This is a genomic window from Thermococcus peptonophilus (genome assembly GCF_001592435.1).
GTDB lineage: Archaea > Methanobacteriota_B > Thermococci > Thermococcales > Thermococcaceae > Thermococcus > Thermococcus peptonophilus.
The window spans coordinates 1751947-1767652 of record NZ_CP014750.1; the positions used below are offsets into that span (position 1 = coordinate 1751947).

The following is a 15706-nucleotide window of genomic DNA, read 5'->3' on the forward strand; positions in this document are numbered from 1 at the left end:
GTGCCGTGGAAGCTCTACCGCTTCAAGTACGAGGACTACCCGGAGTACTCCGCCAGGATAACAGGGCACTACGCAGGAGATCTGCTCATCATAGAGGAAGAGGGAGAACTCAGCGAGGAGGCAGTGAGACTCATAAAAGAAGCTCTTGGTATCAACGAAAACGCCAGGAAGTTCGACATCGAGGTCAGGGACATCATGAAGATTCCGGTGGAGGATTTGCCAGACAAGGACAGGAAGACCCTCCTCGAAGCGGCGAGCAAGCTCGACTCGGAGAGCAAGCTCCACGTTGAGTACCGCTACCAGCCGAGCTTCGATTAGCTTTATATTTCCCTACCTTCCAAAATCTCTTTTGGGGGTGGAATCGTGGGAATAAAGGAGGCAAAAGAGGAGCTTGTGAAGCTCATAAGGGACTTTTACGGGGACAACTTGCTCTCGATAATCTTCTACGGGAGACACCTTAAAGACCCGGACTTTCCCGAGATAGACGTGGTAGTGATAATCGACAGGCCCTACGACCCAGTCAAACTGAACAGAATCGCTGACTTCGTCGAGAACATCAGGGATCCAATAGAGGAGAAGTACGGCTACCACGTCTCCTTCGAGCTATACACGAGAGAGGAAGCTGAAAACTTCCACTCCGGCTACCTCGACGTTGTCGTCAACTACGAGGTGGCCTACGACAGGGAGGACTACTTCCAGAACCTTATGAAGGAGATGCTAGATCCGAAGAAGGCCATGGACTACGTGAAGTACATCAGCACGATCGAGTATATTCCCGTGGACAGGGAGGAGAAGGAATGATAGGGGCCGTCTTAGCCGGCGGAAGGGGCAGGCGCTTCGGCGGGGATAAACTTCTCTTCAGGATCAACGGAAAGCCCCTCCTTCTTTACACCCTTGAGAAACTAGAGCGGGCAGAGAAAATAGATGAGATAGTCTTAGTGGCTTCGAAGGAAAACGCGGAGAAGCTTGAGGGTTTTGGGTATGAGGTTTTAATTGATGGGCTGATGGTGGGGCCGATGGGTGGTATTTACACCGCTCTGAGCCTCGGCGACGCCTTTGTCGTTGCTGGAGACATGCCTCTCCTCGTCCCGGAGTTCATAGACTTCATCGTCGAGCGCTTTGAAGAGACCAAAAAACTAGCCTGCGTGCCGAGGTGGGGCAATGGCTACTTAGAGCCACTCCACGCCGCTTACTCAAGCTCTTTCAGGGGTTTTTTGGAGGAGCGGATAAAATCCGGAAACTACGCGATAAACCGGGCTATAAGAGAGAGCGACGCCTGCTATATCGAGATTGAAAAACTGCCAGAAAACTGGAGGGAGAGCTTCTTCAACGTGAACACGAGAGAGGATTTAGGAAGGCTCAGCCCTCTAATATTTTAGCGAGTAACTGGGCCAACCTCTCCGCCCGCTCCCTTATCAGCTCGCTTGGCTCCTCAAAAAGACCCGTCGAACCGGGCTGACAGCCGATAAGGGCGAAGTCCGCTTTTATGAAATTCTTCATGTACTGGGTCACGAACTTGAGCGGAAGACCGTGGGTCGAGACCGCCTCTCCGAGAGTCCCCTCTGGATCGGCTATGATGAACTCCCCTACTTCTCCCTTGAAGTCCACGGCATCGACGAAGACGACAAGATCCGGCTCAAAACCCGCTATCTTGCTCGTGTAGTTCTCGGGCACTTCGCCGCAGTTGATAATGAGAACATCCTGGTTTTTCACCAGCCCCTTCAGCCTCTCAGCAACGAGGACGCCGAAGGCGTCGTCGCCCCTTATGTCGTTGCCGATACCGCATATCACTATTCTCTTTTTCCCGGAGAAGATTTCCTCAAGGGCGTTCATTTTAATCACCAAAATAAAAGGGAAAATCAAAGCTTCCCCGCCAGCTCCCGTATCTTCTCCGCGAACTCCGTCTTCAGGAGCTCATCAACGTTTCCGACCTTCGCGTCGAGGTTGGGATAGAACGGTATGCCGACCAGGTATGGAACCTTGAACTCTTCAGCAAGCCTTTCAACGTCCATCTCCTCGTCGAGCTTCATGTTCTCAACGACGCCGATGACCTTGTGTCCTTCTTCTTTGAGGAGTTCTATCAACTTCCTCACGACGTTCAGGGAAAGCTTTGATGGTGTTGCAACGACGAGGAACTCGCCCCTCTTGAGGAAGCGGAGGACATCCAAGAGCTGGTCGCCGAGCCCAGGTGGCATATCGATGACGAGGTAGTCCAGCTCGTCCCAGCGGGTTATCGTGAGGAGCTCGATGAGAGCGTCGCTTATCTCTTTCCCGCGGAGGGGAGTGGGTCGGTCTTCGGTGTAATAAGCTATCGTCATGAACTTTATCCCGTGAACAGTCGGCGGGACAACACCTTTGTCCTCCTCCGGGAACTCCTTCGGCTCAAAGCCGAGGATGACGTGGTCGCTGGCCCCGTGGAAGTCGAGGTCGAGGAGGCCGACCTTGTAACCCCTTTCCGCCAGAACAAGCGCAAGGGTCGTTGATACAAGTGACTTTCCAACGCCTCCCTTACCGCTGACAACAGGGATGATGCGCTTAACATTCTCAAGCCTTGCGTTTATCGCTATCTCTCTCGGGTCTATCGCGTTCATGCTCCTCCCTCCTTCTCAATTTTTATGCCTGCTACATACACTCCCCTTCCCTTAACGACCTCGAAGTCGTGGCTTCCGCACTTCGGACAGGCAAGGAAGGCGTGAACGACCTCGGGAATGAAGTGTATGTCCTCCTTGATCCTCTCGTCGAACTTGTCCTTTACCTCCTTGAGCTTCCACTCGTGGCCACAGTTCCTGCACCTGAAGACAGCCTCTTCCTCAACGAACTCTATTTCAGTTCCTTCTGCGATCGTTCCCGCGAAGAGCTGCTCCATCGCGAACTTCACGATTTCGGCATCCACATCCTGCAGTTCGCCGAGAACGACCCTGACGGCCTTTACTCTGCTCGCCCCTTCTTTCTGGGCATAATCGAGAACTGTCCTTACTATCGCATCGGCAAGCGCCCACTCGTGCATGGTATCACCGAGTTCATATCGGAGTGCTACCTTAAAAAGGATTTAGTTGAGAACTATGGGTTTAAATCGCAAAAGGCTTTTGAACTGAGATTTAGAAATTGAAAATGGGATAAAAATGGCCCACCGTCATTACCACGAGGAGCTGAAGGGTAGGATGTTGTTTTCCTTCGCTCTCAACATTGTGATAACCTTAGCCGAGGTTATCGGCGGTATCCTCTCCGGAAGCCTTGCCCTCCTCAGCGACTCCCTCCACAACTTCAGCGACTCGATGAGCATTCTAGCGAGCTATCTGGCCATAAAGATAGGCGAGCGGGAAAAGAACGAGAAGTACACCTTCGGCTACAAGCGGGCTGAAATTCTGGTAGCGTTCGTTAATTCCGCCGTTCTGGTTGGTGTTGCGCTCTTCCTTCTCGTTGAAGCATACAGGCGCTTTAAGAACCCGGAGCCGATAGACGGCCCTCTGATGCTCGGCGTTGCCCTAATCGGCCTCCTTGCCAACTTAGTCTCCGTTCTCCTCCTCCACGAGCACGCCCACGAGAGTATGAACGTCCGCTCCGCTTATCTCCACCTCCTGAGCGACACGCTCTCTTCCGTTGCAGTCGTGGTCGGCGGCGTTGCAATAATATGGTGGAGCATCCTCTGGATAGATCCCCTCATCACGGTTCTAATCTCGCTGTATATCTTCAAAGAGGGCTACGCGATACTGAAAGAGAGCATTGAGGTGCTCATGGAAGCGGCGCCGGATTTGGATCTTGAGGAGATAAAGCGTGAAATCGAGAGTATTCCTGGCATCAGGAACGCACACCACTTCCACGTCTGGAGAATTGGGGAGAAGGAAATCCACTTCGAATGCCACGTTGAGGTTGACGACATGCCGATAAGCGAGGCGCAGAAGTTCATAGACGAGATTGAGGAAAAGCTTAAACGCTTTGGAATAACTCACGTAACGGTTCAGCTTGAAGCTGGTCGGTGTGAAGATAAAAACACGATCTGTGGTGAGAAAAGTGATTAGGGTAGCAGTCCCAACTTCAGAGGGTGGACTTGAAGACAAAGTGCATGAGAGCCTCGTGAGGGCGGAGACTTTCACGCTTGTGGATTTGGAGAGCGGGGAAGTAAAAAACGTGGAGATCGTTGAGAACCCTTACCGAAAAGAGCCCTACGGAGCTGGTTCCAAGGTGGCCCTGTTTCTGGTCAACCTGGGTGTGAACGTACTGCTGACTCCTATGGACTGCCCGAAGGGAAAGGCGATACTCGACGCTGGTGGAGTCAGGATAATCAAAGTTGGGGCAGGAAAAAGAGTAGAGGAAGTCCTCGGGAGCCTTCAAACTTAAGGTTTGCTGTTGACGTTAAGCTTCATTCCGACCTTTTCGGCTATTGCGAGGGCGACCTTAAGGACATCTTCATCACTTATGTCGAGGGTCGGCTGCTTTGCCATTCCGAAGTCCGTGACGGTGAAGCTGTAGTCCACTTTTATTCCGGCCTTCTCCATAACCTTGGTGGCGCACTTCATCGGGCATCCGTCTATGACGATCACTCTCCTCGCCCTTTTTCCTATGTCGAGGTGCATCTCTGAGCCGGCAGCAACCGCGGTGGTACAGCAGAGCCTCGCGTTTTGGCCCGCTTTGGTCAGCAGAACACCAACCTCGTGGCCTATCTTTCCAACGCTCGCCGCTCCTGAGCAGGTGAATATGATGTCCAGGTTCTCCGCTTCCTTATGGCAGCTCGGAAGGAACTTCGGGAGCTTCTCCATATCAACGTTCTCGGCCATTTCAATCACCTCAATTTATGCAAATCATATTCATTTAAAATCTTTTTCATATGTATTGGTTTCCAACCAAGAGTTCTGGGCAGAACTGTCCAGAAAATTTTAAATTTCTTTCATATGAGATTCTCTTGATGCCTATGCTGTGTTTGAGGGATGTAACCTATGAAGTGAACGGCAGGAGGATAATAGAGCGAGTTAACATGCGCTTCAAGGAGGATATGACCTATTCAATCCTCGGTCCCAACGGGGCAGGAAAGTCCACTCTCGCTCACATCTTAATGGGAGTAGTCAAACCCACCGAGGGCAAAGTCCTGCTCGATGAGAGGGACATAACCCAACTGGGCGTGACTGAGAGGGCAAAGCTGGGGATCACATTGCTCTGGCAGGAGCCGGCGCGCTACGACGGGATAACCGTTAAGGAATATCTTACCCTCGGAGGGAAGATTAAAGCAGATAAAAACGAGATCAGGGAAGTTCTCGACCTCGTTGGACTTCCGTACGAGCTTTACGCTCACCGCTTCGTTGATAAGAGCCTGAGCGGCGGCGAGAGAAAGAGAATAGAACTTGCATCCCTGCTCCTTCTAAAGCCGAGGTATGCAATACTCGACGAGCCTGACTCTGGACTCGACATAACCGCAGGAGAACTTATTGAGGACGTTCTGGAGTACTTCAGAAAGGTGGGGACTACGGTAATTCTCATCACCCACCACGAGGAAATAGCCGCCAAGACCGACTTCGCGTACTTCGTCTGCGCTGGCGGGCTCCTCAAGAAGGGGTTCTCTCGTGAGGTTGTTGAGTACTATAAAAAGACCTGCGGAAGATGCTTTCTGACGGGGATGATGGAGGATGGCGATAAAGGTTGACCGCGTTAAGGAGTACGAGGCCCTACTTGAGGTTTATGAAAAGGAAGGCCTCGATACATCTCTCTTCGGTGACAGGATAGCGGCGATAATCATAAGCGGAGACAGGATCATCGGTCTCAACAACGTCCCTGGGGTTCAGATAAAGGGAGAGGAGATAGAGAACGGCGTTAAAGCGGATGTCGAGATATCAGACAATGTTGAACTCCCGTTTCCAATACACCTCTGCACAGGCTACCTGAGGAGCGAGGGTTATCAGAGGGTTATCTTCAACATCAAGGTTGGCAGGAACTCGAAGGTGAAGTTCACCTCGCACTGCATCTTTCCCTATGCGAGGGACTTCACCCACGAGGCACTGACGATCATAAAAGCAGACGAGAACTCCCAGGTCTCTTATGAAGATGAACACATTCATGGAGAGGGCGTGAGGATGATAAGCAAGACCGAGGTCGAGCTCGGTAAGAACGCCCGCTACACCGGAAAGTTCTCCCTCACGAAGCACAGGGCAAGGGAGCTGAAGCTTGAGATGGTGGCCAGGCTCGGCGAGAGGGCTGTCCTTGAGCTTGAGTCAAAGGTCAAGGCTGTCAAGGATGACTCTGTTGAAGTAAAGGAGGTCGCCTACCTTGAGGGAGCACATTCGAGGGCAAACCTCAAGAGCACTGTTATAGCCTTCGATGAAGCGAGGGCGAACGTCGTGAACGAGGCCTACGGCCTCGGGGACTACGCGAAGGGACATATAGAGTGCCACGAGATAGTCAAGGGGAACGCCGATGTTCAGACCGTCCCGCTTCTGAGGGTGAAGAACGACAAGGCCGAGCTCACCCACGAGGCCTCGATAGGCAGGATAAACGAGGCCCAACTAATGCAACTGATGGCGAAGGGATTAACGGAGGAAGAAGCAGCGGAGCTGATAATAAAGGGACTGCTAGGTGGATGAAGGATAACTGAAAAGACAAAGAGATTCAGAGGCGGTAGGCCTTAACTCCCTGACCTGTTGAGACGGAGGAGAGGAGCTTCTCCCCGGTTACCTCAACGGCCCGGTAGTAGCTCGGTATGTAAAGTGCAGGCCTCCTCAGGACGACGCTCTCATCTACCCAGCTGACCTCGCTGATACCCTTGGGCTTTCCTTCTTTCACAAGTTGCTCCCACAGGCGCTTGTTGATAATGCATCCTGGGTCATCGCCAAGAAGGTCGAGGGTGTAGTGGTATGCCCTCGCACGGCAACCGCCGCAGATGTTTCTGTACGGACAATTCCTGCACTGGCCCGTGAAGTTGTCCCTATCCCTCAGCAGGTTGAATATTCTGCTGTTCTCCCAGATGTCCTTGAAGCTCCTGGTTCTTACGTTCCCAACCGGCAGTGGCAGGAAGACGCATGGGACTACTGTCCCGTCGGGCTCTATTCCCGCGTATATTCTGCCGGCGCCGCAACCACCGATGAACTCCGCAAGGGTTCTGACGGCGTTGTTCTCGCCGATGTAGAAGTGGGCGGGGGTGACATTCTTTCCTCCGCTCTCGAGGAGCGTAACCCTTGCGTACTGTGGCGCGGTAGTTAGTATCTCCAGCTTTCTCTTCTTCATCTGGTGGTAGACCTCCTTCATGAACTCCTCGCGCTCTTCGGGTGACAGGTCAACCTTCACCATTTCCTCGGCCCTTCCAGTTGGTACAAGGTTGAAGAATATGACGCGCTTTACGCCGATGTTCTCAGCTAAGTCAAGAATGTCGTCTATCTCCTGGTACGTCTCCTTGTCCATAACCACTGCCATTCCGTGGCTGATCCCCAGCTCAACAGCGTTCTCAAGGGCCTTCACCGCGTGCTCCCAAGCCCCTGGAATCCCGCGGAACTCGTCGTGCTTCTCCGGCTTTGCAGAATCAACGCTCACCTCAACGTACTTCAGACCGAGGTCGATAGCTTTCTTGAGCTTCTCCTTGTCCGCGAAAGTCCAGCCATTCGTAGCCACTGAAGTGTGGATGCCTCTATCTGCCAGCTCCTTGACGATGCGGTAGAAGTCAGGGTGGATTGTGGGTTCTCCGCCGCTGAGGGCAACTGCAGCTACTCCTGCCTTGTCTAGCTGGTCGACAAGGTTCAGCTTCTCCTCCAGCGAGAGCTCGCTCGGAAGGGGTCTGTCGGCCCTCTGATAGCAGTGCTTGCAGCGGAAGTTGCACATGTTTGTGAAGTTCCAGACTATGAGGAAGGGCCCTGCCAGCTTCTGAGGAACCGTTACTCCGTACTTCGCTATGCCCTCGAGGACGACCCAGATGCCGCGCCTTATGTGCGGGTCCCTCAAAAGGGCCTCCTTTACTGCCTCTTCGTCGCCCCTCGCGAGCTTTATGCCCAGCTTGAGGAGAACCTTGAGGACATCAGCCTGGAAGCGTATCATCATCGGCTCGTTGAGGCTCTCACCAGCGTAGACACTTAGTGCCCAGTAGAGGGCAGGCAGTTCCCTGCCGTTTATTTCATAGCGTTTGAGCATAGGTCTCAGCAATGCCCTAGAGAGTGGGTTTCCGAGTATCAATTTGAACGCTGTAAGCGCTGTGCTCAGCTGGTTTCCTTCGCTTTTTTCTGGCTCCTCCACTACCCCTGGGGCGTTCATTGCCTTCGGAAACGGTTCTCTAATGACATCGGCGACCATTTTCTCTGGAGAGGTTTCATCCTTCCTCATTTTCACCACCCAATAGAAAATCAATAACATTCACGTATAAATTTTTCGTAATGTTAGTTTTTTCTAACATTTTTGATATGTTAAAAATAACCGAAAAATTTAAATATTGAAAGGTGAACCCCACAATGAAAACCCCCGGAGGTGATCAAAATGGCATCCGCGAAAACTGGCCTCTGGACCGCCCTGCTGGGTGCTTTACTAATACTAATAGACGGTATAGTCGTCCTGGCCAACAAGACCTTCTACGGCTGGCACTACGGAAGCTACACGACAGTGGGCTGGGTGGAGATAATTCTCAGCCTCCTCATTATGGGTCTGGCAGCATACTACAAGAAGAATAAGTCGGCAGTCGGCTGGGGCATCGTCATCCTAGCTCTTATTACGATGCCATTCGATGGCGGCTTCTGGACCATCGGCGCGTGGATTGCTCTGATCGGCGGTGCCATCATAGCCACCGCCAAGGAGTGATTTCTTCGATTTTCGAACTCCTTTCATTTTTCTTTTTGGTAAGGGTTTTATAGGGGATGTTCTAGAATTTTAATCTGTGGGGGGACGAAGATGCCAGTGAATGCGAGGGATAAAACAAAGTTCATAGAAATAGTTGAGAGGATGCTCACCAGATGGGGCTATGGGTCAACAGAGGCCAGGGTCTATGCTGTTCTTCTCTTCCACGGAGAGCCTATGACGATTTCCGAACTGGCAAAGGAGACTGGACTCAGCAGGTCCTCAATCTCAATAGCCCTCAGCAAGCTTACGAGGGAGTATTTTGTCACCTGCAAGAGGAGGGGCAGGATAAAATACTTTACAGCAGTGCCGATATTCCTTGAGAAGTTCCTGAAGATACCCAAGGACACGCTCGAGAGGGAAATAAAGCCGCTAAAGTCCATTGTGGAAAAGCTCATGGATGAAGCTGATGAAGGACGGAAGCGCCAGCTTGAGGACGTCAAGAAGGAACTCGACGTTCTCGAGTGCATGCTCAAAAAGATAATAGAGCTGGAAGAGAAAGAGAGTGAGTGCATTAGCTCTTCCCGCTCTTCTTAGGACCGGCCATTTTTATTATAGTTGCCAGCCAGATTGCCAGAAGTGACCAGAGAAGGAGAAAGCCGAAGAGGGACATGAGCTTCAGTCCAAACGTGTCTCCTAAGTCTTTTGTGGCGTTCACGAAGGCTCCCAGGGGAAAGACAAAGGCCCACCACGCACCGCTGTATGGGAGGCTCAAGTTCTTGATGTAGTGGAGGGTCATGGCGGTTGCCATTACCAGCCACCAGAAGCCGAGCCCCCAGAGGAAGAATGCGAACGCCATGAAAGGTTCTTTTGGTATTGGTATCGTAGAGTTCTCTATCAGAGCGAAGAGAGCTGTTATGCTCGCCCCAATGGGGCCGAGGTTCATCCAGATAAGGGGGGCCATCTGGGGAGGCATGAGTTCGTGCCTGATAAAGCGCAGTGTGACAACTGCGTAGAGCACCAGGTAGAGGAAGAAGCCCGCTCCCCAGCCGAGGTAGTTAACGATGACGGTTAATTCCTGAGTGTATCCCGTCGTCGTTCTCATGAAAGCCGCTCCAAAGGGGATTATCACCAGGGCGACGGGCGGTATGTACCAGGCGGGGGAGAGATGCCTGAGGTCAACTTCCCCAGCTATGAACACCTCGTAGGACATCCAGAACGCGAATATGAACGTCAAAACCAGCCCCCAGATCCACAGATACCATGCAAGTGTCTGGTTTTTCAGTATCGCCAACGCCTGCGCGGAGAGAACTATGGTGGCAGCCCCGCTTGTACCGTAAAAGTGACCCTTGGAAGGGTGCCTGAGGTCTTCCAGGGCTTCCTTCTGGTAGAGCACCCACCTCAAAAGCCAAGGAATTAGCAGGACGAAGTACAGGATGAAGTTTAAGTAAGTCAGCCCAATTCCAACTTCCCGCAACCAGCTTAAGTATCCGGCATAATGGTAGGATGCTATGGCCACTGCTCCTGTCCCCATGACGCTGGCAAAGGCTGCCGGGTTGAATTCCCTCAGCTTTTCCATGAACTTCCCTCCATTTGTTTTTTCTTTCATCCAGCAGATTTTAGGGAGCTTAAAAAAGTTACCCCACAAAGACAATTTCATATTTCAAAAACTTTTTAAATGAGCATCAGTTCATTCGGCATGACAACAAAAATGAGGTGGGCCTAATGGACTACATAACAATCGGCATCATAGCGTTCATCCTGAGCGTTGTGTTCTCGATCGGCGGAGTCGGAAGCGCGATAGCTATAGTCCCGACTATGACGTGGCTCGGAATATCGCTCATGGTGGCGAAGCCCACTGGCCTTTTCATAAACACCCTCTCGATGCTCTCGGCAACGATTAAGAACATCAAGCACGGCAAGCTCGACCACCGCTTTGGCCTGCCTATACTGGTCATGGCAACGGTTTTTGCCCCACTCGGAGCCTACTCCGGGAAGTTCATGCCCAAAGAGTACGTTCTCTGGGTCTTCATAGCATTCCTCCTGTACTCCGGCACGATGATGATCTTCTTCAGACCGAGACCGAGGGACGGGAGTGGAAACCACATCGTTGAGGGCTCGCTCATCGGAGGTCTGGCGGGGTTCCTTGGCGGACTTCTCGGCGTCGGCGGTGGGGGTATAATAAGCCCTACCCTCATAATGCTAGGATACGAGCCCAAGAAGGTTGCAGCTACAACAGCTTTGGTTGTCTTTTTCTCATCGCTGAGCGGCTTCCTCACGTACTGGGGTATGGGTGCTCTCGACTGGAAGCTCCTCGGAGTTGTTTCCATCTCGGCGATAGCGGGCGGCTGGCTCGGAACACACCTAATGCACTTCAAGATGAGCTCGGAGCAAGTGAAGAAAATAATCGGCGTGATCCTCTACCTGATAGCGCTGAAGATGATTTTCAAGGTTCTTTGAGTTCCTAAAGATGGAAAAGTCAATGCTTGCAGTGCCCTTTCTCCTCTTTTTCGCTCTTTATCTTCTCCTTCCAGTAGGGATCAACTTCGAGAACCTGCTCGATGAAGGCCCTAACCACATCTCCGACCTTTCCGTAGGCGCCTGTCACTACCGTTATTCCAAACTGGTTGAAATACTCCATCGCCTTTCTCCCCATTCCGTAGACAATGACAACTTCTGCACCGTGCCCCTTTATGAAGTTTGGTAAATCGCCGGGACCGTGCTCCTCGAAGGGAACCGGAACTACCTCAACGCCCTTTATCTCGTTGTCTTCCACGTCCACAAATGCGAAGTACCTAGCCCTTCCAAAGTGTCCGCTCATCGGGCTTTCCAATCCAAGGTCTTCATCAACCGGAAGTGCGATCCTCATGGTACCACCATATTTATGAAAGTTTCTTCAGATATAAATCTTGTGCATATGCACGCAGTCACTCCCTTGAATATCTCCCCTGTTACGAGGTCTATCCCAATTCTCCTGACTTTCAGCTTCCAGAGCTTCTCAGGTGCTCTTCCACCTTCTTCTCCATAACGTTCCATCTCGATCATTTCCGCGTTCTCAAGGGCCGAAAGGTGGTAGTAAAGCGTTGAGAGGGGGCATGTTCAAACCCCTCTCCGAGAGTGCTTGATAGATTTCGTTCGTTCCATTAACGCATTCACTCAGGCTTTTGATGATACTCCTCGTCAGGCTCTTCGCCTGGATAAAGGCAAAGACATATACAGGTTAAAGTAGATGAGAACATTGCAGGTGAATGACGATGGGGACTTCCAAATTGTGTATAATTGTCTGTGCCAACTCCCTTTCGGAATTGGTCGTCAGGGAGGCCCTTAAGGAGCTTGGTAATGATGTTGCGCTCTGTCCCCTGAGCATGGATGCCACCGGAGTTGAGAACGTCAAAGATGCCATTACCAAGGCTAAGTACGTGATGGTGGTGGACTCCTGCTCGGATGAGTGCGGCAAAAAACGTGCTGAAGCCCTCAGAATACACTATGATGAACACCTCAACCTCGAAGAGGAGCTTGGCATTAAAATGCCCTGCTATAGAAACCCTGCCATTGAAGTCGTGGACGATGTTGGGCTGGCCGCGGCCCACCTGGTAGAGAGGGTTAAAGAGGTTCTTGAGAAGCTCTAATCTCATCTTTTACCCAATTCTGTCCAGCAATGCTTTTAAATGATTAGGCCACCCTAAAATATGAAATTGAATTAAAATGAAAAACTTGCCAAATGAGGTGATACTCATGTTCCGGAAGGTGTTGTTCCCAACGGACTTCAGTGAAGGTGCAGAAGAAGCCGCCAAGAGGTTCGAAAGGGTTAATGAAATGCCAGTAGGGGAAGTCATCCTGCTCCACGTCATAGACGAAGGAGCCATTGAAGACCTAATGAACGGCTACTCCCTTCTCTACGAGAACGAGGAGCTTGAGCTGAAGGAGGTCGAGGAGAAGCTGAAGATGAAGGCCATGGAAAGGCTCCAGTCCAAGGTGGAGGACGTTAAAAGGATCTTCAAGACGGAGAAGGTCAAGCCCGTTGTTAGGTTCGGAATCCCGTGGGAGGAGATAGTTAGAGTTGCCGAGGAGGAGGACGTCTCGCTCATACTTCTTCCAACCCATGGAAAGCTCGGCTTCTCAAAGGAGCTCCTCGGCTCCACCGCAATGCGCGTTGTCAAAAAGACCCTCAGACCGGTTCTGCTCCTAAAGCCAAAGTGCAAATTAGGAGGTGAGGAAGAATGAACTGGTTAAAACTTAAGAACCACCTCGACAAGTACCTCCCCGTTTACGTTACGCTTGCCATGATAGCGGGCTTTTACGTCGGAACGCACGCGGACGTTGAGAAGTACAAAAGCACGCTCAAGACGCTCAACATGCTCGTCGTTATTAGCATGATCTACCCGATGATGATAAACCTGCGCCTTGGAGAACTGAAGAACAGCGCGAAGCTCGGAAAGCAACTGACCATAGCTCTCACGATGGGTCTCATTATCTCTCCGCTCATCATGTATGGTGCAATATGGCTCACGGAGCTGTTCCACCCCCTTAACCACCAGCTGGCCCTCGGTCTTCTCCTGGCTGTGGTAGTCCCCTGCTCCTCGATGAGCATAGCCTACACCGGCTTCACAAAGGGCAACATAGAGCTCGCAACGATCGTCGTCGCCCTCAGCTTCACGCTGGCTATAGTCACTGTCCCAGGATGGCTCAAGATATTCGCCTCAAGCTACCACGTCAGCATCTCAGTCTGGCTCCTAATCAAGACAATCATAATAGTCGTCATAACCCCTATGATACTCGGCGTCCTGACGAGGTGGTACCTCATCAAAAAGCTCGGAACGGAGGGCTTCCTTAGGATAAAGCCTGCCTTTCCAGCGATCTCACTTCTCGGCATGTACACAATAGTCTTCCTCATCTTCATGGAGAAGGCCAAGCTCATAGCCAGCAAACCTAGCATAGTTGGATTGGCCCTCATCCCTCTGGTAATCTACTACACCACGGCGCTCCTCTTCATGACTCTCGTTGACAGGGCCGCTGGGATACCCTACAGGGACCACATGGCGATAACCTTCACATCAGTCGGAAAGAACGAGGGGACTGCAATGGCAATAGCACTCGCCGCTGGCACTGGGCTTATGGCAATAGCCCCAGCGGTCACTCCAATCGTCCAGATACCCTTCTTGGTTGGCTACGTCAAGATGTGGAGAAAGATAGCCAGCCTCTGGAACTGCAAAGTCCTTCATGAGGAAGCCGAGCCCGTCCCATGAGTTTCTTTCCAAATCTTTTTACTCCCTCAGTGAAATGTTTGACAGGGGATGGATAAAAATGGAAAATGCTATCGAGGTTGTTGGCCTCACCAAATACTACGGTTCCTTTCTCGCCGTTGACGGTGTTAGCTTTTCTGTCAAGACTAACGAGATCTTCGGCTTCCTCGGGCCCAACGGGGCGGGAAAAACCACAACGATAAGGATGCTCACGGGGTTTTAAAGCCCAGCGGGGGTAGCGTTAGAGTTCTCGACTACAACATACTGAACGAGGGCGAGAAGATAAAGGCGAGGGAGAGAATAGGGATAGTGCCCGAGACTGCCAACCCGTACGTGGATTTGACGGCCATGCAAAACCTAAGGCTCATGGGCGAGCTCTACGGGATGTCCAAAAGAGAGATAGAGAAGCGCTCGGTTAAACTCCTTAAGCTCTTTGACCTCTACGAGAAAAGAAACATCAAGGTGCGGGGCTTTTCAAAGGGGATGAGACAGCGGCTCATATTAGCAATGGCAATGATAGCCGATCCCGAACTATACTTCCTCGATGAGCCGACGAGCGGGCTCGACGTTATCAGTGCTAGGATGATAAAGGAGATAATTAGGGCGGAAAAGAAGAACGGGAAGACTGTCTTCATCACGAGCCACAACATGGCAGATGTCAACGAGCTCTGTGATAGGGTGGCGATAATAAGAAGGGGAAAGCTGATAGCGATAGACACGCCGGAGAGGCTCAAAACCCTGAGCAAAAAGCACGTCTCAGTCGAGATCAGCTTTGACCCGATGCCCAAAGAGATCTCAGTTTCCAGTGCATCAAGGGTCGAGAGAAAGGGCGACAAGCTGAGAATACATACAGATGATCCGGACGCGACGATAAAGGAACTCGTCCGCTACGCTGAGGAAAAGGGACTGAGGATAGTGAGCCTGAAAACGTTCACCCCTTCCCTTGAGGACGTTTTCGTGGAGCTGGTAGGTGGTAAGGATGAACGCGATTGACCAGTTCAGGCGCTCCTTCGCTATAGCAAAGAAGGACATGCTCATATTCTACCTCAAGGGGCCGGTCGTGATAATGGGGCTTCTCTTCCCGTTCTTCCTGTTCCTTGCATTTCTCATCGGAAGGAACCTGGGCGGGGAGACGCTCTTCGCTGGCCTGGTCGGAATGACCGTCTTCTTCACCTCAACTGCAGTCGGACCAACAATAGTCCCCTGGGAGTGCAGGGGGAGAACCTTTGAGAGGCTAATAACCGCCCCGGTCTCTCTAACCACCGTCCTCCTAGGTGACTTTCAGGCTTCGTTCTACTTCGGGCTCGGCGTTTCTCTGGCCGTCTCAGTACCGACGATGCTCTACCTCGGGATACACCCGGGGTTTGCCCTCTTCCTTGGGAGCACCCTCCTCGCTTTAGCCTGTTTCTCCGCGATGGCCATCCTGATGTCCTCTTACCCGCCGACGGATGTTCCGGCGGATGTCATGATGCTCTCCTCTCTCGTCAAGTTCTCGCTCCTCTTCATAAGCGGGATCTTCGTCCCCCTAGATAAGCTGCCAGCCTACGGAAGAGCAATCTCCTTGGTGTCACCGCTCACCTACTACGTTGATGCTGTGAAGCACTCCCTCGGTGAGGGCTACCTTCCGGTCTGGATTGATCTGATGATGCTGGCCATCTTTGCGGTGGCCTTCTTCCTGAGCGGCTCGTGGGTGCACAACAGGGTGCTTGAGAGGAGGTTCACGTGAA

The 15706-nt window shown here is 51.8% G+C and carries 23 protein-coding genes and 1 pseudogene; 16 read left to right on the top strand and 8 right to left on the bottom strand.

Annotation, left to right across the window (positions count from 1 at the left end; translation table 11 throughout):
• Genes A0127_RS09505 through mobA form a run of 3 tightly spaced genes read left to right on the top strand, consistent with a single transcriptional unit; the run spans position 1 to position 1379 of the window.
• Positions 1-318 carry a hypothetical protein gene (locus A0127_RS09505; RefSeq protein ID WP_082781421.1) on the top strand — a complete coding sequence of 106 codons (318 nt, stop codon included), beginning with the start codon at positions 1-3 and terminating at the stop codon, positions 316-318.
• A gap of 45 nt (positions 319-363) precedes the next feature.
• Positions 364-801 carry a nucleotidyltransferase gene (locus tag A0127_RS09510; protein ID WP_156471199.1) on the top strand — a complete coding sequence of 146 codons (438 nt, stop codon included), beginning with the start codon at positions 364-366 and terminating at the stop codon, positions 799-801.
• Positions 798-1379 carry a molybdenum cofactor guanylyltransferase MobA gene (gene mobA / locus A0127_RS09515; RefSeq protein ID WP_062390650.1) on the top strand — a complete coding sequence of 194 codons (582 nt, stop codon included), beginning with the start codon at positions 798-800 and terminating at the stop codon, positions 1377-1379. The genes A0127_RS09510 and mobA overlap by 4 nt, the downstream gene beginning before the upstream one ends.
• On the opposite strand, the gene A0127_RS09520 is transcribed toward mobA, so the two are convergent.
• Genes A0127_RS09520 through hypA form a run of 3 tightly spaced genes read right to left on the bottom strand, consistent with a single transcriptional unit; the run spans position 1360 to position 3007 of the window.
• Positions 1360-1833 (bottom strand): hydrogenase 3 maturation endopeptidase HyCI, encoded by a 474-nt coding sequence (locus A0127_RS09520; protein ID WP_062390652.1) that lies wholly within the window; start codon positions 1831-1833, stop codon positions 1360-1362. The two genes, mobA and A0127_RS09520, sit on opposite strands and share 20 nt — an antisense overlap.
• A 26-nt stretch (positions 1834-1859) precedes the next feature.
• Positions 1860-2591 carry an Mrp/NBP35 family ATP-binding protein gene (locus A0127_RS09525; protein ID WP_062390654.1) on the bottom strand — a complete coding sequence of 244 codons (732 nt, stop codon included), beginning with the start codon at positions 2589-2591 and terminating at the stop codon, positions 1860-1862.
• On the bottom strand, positions 2588-3007 hold the full coding sequence (gene hypA / locus A0127_RS09530; RefSeq protein WP_062390655.1) for a hydrogenase nickel incorporation protein HypA: 420 nt from the start codon (positions 3005-3007) through the stop codon (positions 2588-2590). The genes A0127_RS09525 and hypA overlap by 4 nt, the downstream gene beginning before the upstream one ends.
• Positions 3008-3122: 115 nt before the next feature.
• On the opposite strand from hypA, the gene A0127_RS09535 reads away from it, so the two are divergent.
• Positions 3123-4019: a cation diffusion facilitator family transporter gene (locus A0127_RS09535; protein WP_062390657.1), complete on the top strand. Its 897-nt coding sequence runs from the start codon at positions 3123-3125 to the stop codon at positions 4017-4019.
• Positions 4012-4338, top strand: coding sequence for a NifB/NifX family molybdenum-iron cluster-binding protein (locus A0127_RS09540; protein WP_054841298.1), 327 nt, complete (start codon positions 4012-4014; stop codon positions 4336-4338). The genes A0127_RS09535 and A0127_RS09540 overlap by 8 nt, the downstream gene beginning before the upstream one ends.
• Here A0127_RS09540 and A0127_RS09545 read toward each other — a convergent pair.
• Positions 4335-4775 (bottom strand): putative zinc-binding protein, encoded by a 441-nt coding sequence (locus A0127_RS09545; protein ID WP_054841299.1) that lies wholly within the window; start codon positions 4773-4775, stop codon positions 4335-4337. The two genes, A0127_RS09540 and A0127_RS09545, sit on opposite strands and share 4 nt — an antisense overlap.
• Before the next feature lie 134 nt (positions 4776-4909).
• On the opposite strand from A0127_RS09545, the gene A0127_RS09550 reads away from it, so the two are divergent.
• Both A0127_RS09550 and A0127_RS09555 read left to right on the top strand, forming a co-directional pair.
• Positions 4910-5635, top strand: a complete 726-nt coding sequence (locus A0127_RS09550; protein ID WP_062390926.1) for an ATP-binding cassette domain-containing protein — start codon at positions 4910-4912, stop codon at positions 5633-5635.
• The gene (locus A0127_RS09555; protein ID WP_062390659.1) at positions 5619-6569 is read left to right on the top strand and encodes a SufB/SufD family protein; all 951 of its coding nucleotides are present in this window, start codon (positions 5619-5621) and stop codon (positions 6567-6569) included. Before A0127_RS09550 ends, A0127_RS09555 begins: the two co-directional genes overlap by 17 nt.
• A gap of 25 nt (positions 6570-6594) precedes the next feature.
• Here A0127_RS09555 and A0127_RS09560 read toward each other — a convergent pair whose 3' ends face one another.
• Positions 6595-8292, bottom strand: coding sequence for a radical SAM/SPASM domain-containing protein (locus A0127_RS09560; RefSeq protein ID WP_231855760.1), 1698 nt, complete (start codon positions 8290-8292; stop codon positions 6595-6597).
• Positions 8293-8442: 150 nt separating this feature from the next.
• Between A0127_RS09560 and A0127_RS09565 the strand changes: the two genes are divergently transcribed.
• Together A0127_RS09565 and A0127_RS09570 are read left to right on the top strand one after the other, a co-directional pair.
• On the top strand, positions 8443-8760 hold the full coding sequence (locus A0127_RS09565; protein ID WP_062390661.1) for a hypothetical protein: 318 nt from the start codon (positions 8443-8445) through the stop codon (positions 8758-8760).
• Between the two features lie 90 nt (positions 8761-8850).
• Positions 8851-9333, top strand: coding sequence for a GbsR/MarR family transcriptional regulator (locus A0127_RS09570; protein ID WP_062390663.1), 483 nt, complete (start codon positions 8851-8853; stop codon positions 9331-9333).
• Here the strand turns inward: A0127_RS09570 and tdt are convergent.
• Positions 9311-10345: a TDT family transporter gene (gene tdt, locus A0127_RS09575; protein ID WP_231855761.1), complete on the bottom strand. Its 1035-nt coding sequence runs from the start codon at positions 10343-10345 to the stop codon at positions 9311-9313. The genes A0127_RS09570 and tdt overlap by 23 nt on opposite strands.
• 116 nt (positions 10346-10461) lie before the next feature.
• Between tdt and A0127_RS09580 the strand changes: the two genes are divergently transcribed.
• A complete protein-coding gene (locus tag A0127_RS09580) occupies positions 10462-11196 on the top strand; it encodes a sulfite exporter TauE/SafE family protein (protein WP_062390666.1) in 735 nt (244 codons plus the stop codon).
• Positions 11197-11215: 19 nt separating this feature from the next.
• On the opposite strand, the gene A0127_RS09585 is transcribed toward A0127_RS09580, so the two are convergent.
• Positions 11216-11605: a NifB/NifX family molybdenum-iron cluster-binding protein gene (locus tag A0127_RS09585; protein WP_054841302.1), complete on the bottom strand. Its 390-nt coding sequence runs from the start codon at positions 11603-11605 to the stop codon at positions 11216-11218.
• Positions 11602-11781: a hypothetical protein gene (locus A0127_RS10770; protein WP_231855762.1), complete on the bottom strand. Its 180-nt coding sequence runs from the start codon at positions 11779-11781 to the stop codon at positions 11602-11604. Before A0127_RS10770 ends, A0127_RS09585 begins: the two co-directional genes overlap by 4 nt.
• Before the next feature lie 203 nt (positions 11782-11984).
• Between A0127_RS10770 and A0127_RS09595 the strand changes: the two genes are divergently transcribed.
• The 6 genes and pseudogenes from A0127_RS09595 to A0127_RS09615 all read left to right on the top strand — a co-directional run bounded on the left by A0127_RS09595 (position 11985) and on the right by A0127_RS09615 (position 15705).
• Positions 11985-12365: a putative zinc-binding protein gene (locus A0127_RS09595; protein ID WP_082781422.1), complete on the top strand. Its 381-nt coding sequence runs from the start codon at positions 11985-11987 to the stop codon at positions 12363-12365.
• 106 nt (positions 12366-12471) lie between these two features.
• Positions 12472-12960, top strand: coding sequence for a universal stress protein (locus A0127_RS09600; protein WP_062390668.1), 489 nt, complete (start codon positions 12472-12474; stop codon positions 12958-12960).
• Complete coding sequence (locus A0127_RS09605) at positions 12957-13982, top strand: arsenic resistance protein (RefSeq protein ID WP_062390670.1); 1026 nt, start codon at positions 12957-12959, stop codon at positions 13980-13982. The genes A0127_RS09600 and A0127_RS09605 overlap by 4 nt, the downstream gene beginning before the upstream one ends.
• Positions 13983-14040: 58 nt before the next feature.
• Positions 14041-14570: pseudogene (locus A0127_RS10775) on the top strand (ABC transporter ATP-binding protein); the annotation flags it as partial.
• Positions 14571-14759: 189 nt separating this feature from the next.
• Positions 14760-14972 carry an ATP-binding protein DrrA1-3 family domain-containing protein gene (locus A0127_RS10780; protein ID WP_231855829.1) on the top strand — a complete coding sequence of 71 codons (213 nt, stop codon included), beginning with the start codon at positions 14760-14762 and terminating at the stop codon, positions 14970-14972.
• Positions 14959-15705, top strand: a complete 747-nt coding sequence (locus A0127_RS09615; RefSeq protein ID WP_062390671.1) for an ABC transporter permease — start codon at positions 14959-14961, stop codon at positions 15703-15705. Before A0127_RS10780 ends, A0127_RS09615 begins: the two co-directional genes overlap by 14 nt.
• The last annotated feature ends 1 nt before the right edge of the window (position 15706 follow it).